Consider the following 816-nt stretch of genomic DNA (forward strand, 5'->3'; position numbering starts at 1 on the left):
ATCAGTGGCACACTTTGAACCGAAATGGGTGGCACATAATGGAGCGATTTATCCATCCAGTTCATGCAACATGATATTGGACAGCAACGGACTCAATGGACTCCCCTGCGGTACGCCTTTTCGACGTTTGACTAGCTTTCCCTTTATTAAAATGGGAGCGCGTAGCCATTTGCGGATTAAACGCATTGTTGCTTTGCATTTTACCTTGTGATATAGCAGTTGCAACAAATGACAATGATCCACTTCATCGAAGAAGGTCTTCAAGTCAATATCAACAATATGCTGACAACCATCGTTGATGTATCCCTGAGCTTTTAGTACTTGCCTGATGCAAGCTTCGGTTCGGTCTGAACCCAAAGCTAAAATCCGAAAATTCGAACTCAAACTTTGCCGTGATAATTTGAAGTACCGCTTGCTGAAGCAAACGGTCGGTTACAGTCGGAATACCCAATAAGCGCATCTTCCCGTTTCCTTTTGGAATTTATTCACTAAACTATTTTCTAAAAGGTGTTCATGATCTCACTTCGTTCGGTACGACTCCTAAAATGGCTTGAGGCAAATATTTACCTGAACGAACACTCTGTGTCAGTTCTGATTTGTCAATTGACATCAGATCTGAGAGTTTAGTCACGGGCATACGATCAACTCCAGCTGAACCTTTGTTCTTTTGGACTTGATACATCGCTCGCAGCAGGTTCTTTCCTGTTAGTATTTGTTCAATCATTTTAGTTTACTTTTTCTTTTCCCTGTTCCGCTTAATGCAAAGCTAGAGCCTAAAAACAACAGCTTCTTTGCAACATTTGGAACAACTTAACG

The 816-nt window shown here is 41.5% G+C and carries 2 protein-coding genes; both read right to left on the reverse strand.

Translation table 11 applies throughout. The features are described 5' to 3' along the window. Positions 1-48: 48 nt before the first annotated feature. Positions 49-357, reverse strand: coding sequence for a reverse transcriptase domain-containing protein (locus tag QUH73_RS20795; protein ID WP_289532367.1), 309 nt, complete (start codon positions 355-357; stop codon positions 49-51). Then, positions 272-460, reverse strand: coding sequence for a hypothetical protein (locus QUH73_RS20800; RefSeq protein ID WP_289532368.1), 189 nt, complete (start codon positions 458-460; stop codon positions 272-274). The genes QUH73_RS20795 and QUH73_RS20800 overlap by 86 nt, the downstream gene beginning before the upstream one ends. Between the last annotated feature and the right edge of the window lie 356 nt (positions 461-816).

Source organism: Labilibaculum sp. K2S, from assembly GCF_030372765.1.
Lineage (GTDB): Bacteria > Bacteroidota > Bacteroidia > Bacteroidales > Marinifilaceae > Labilibaculum.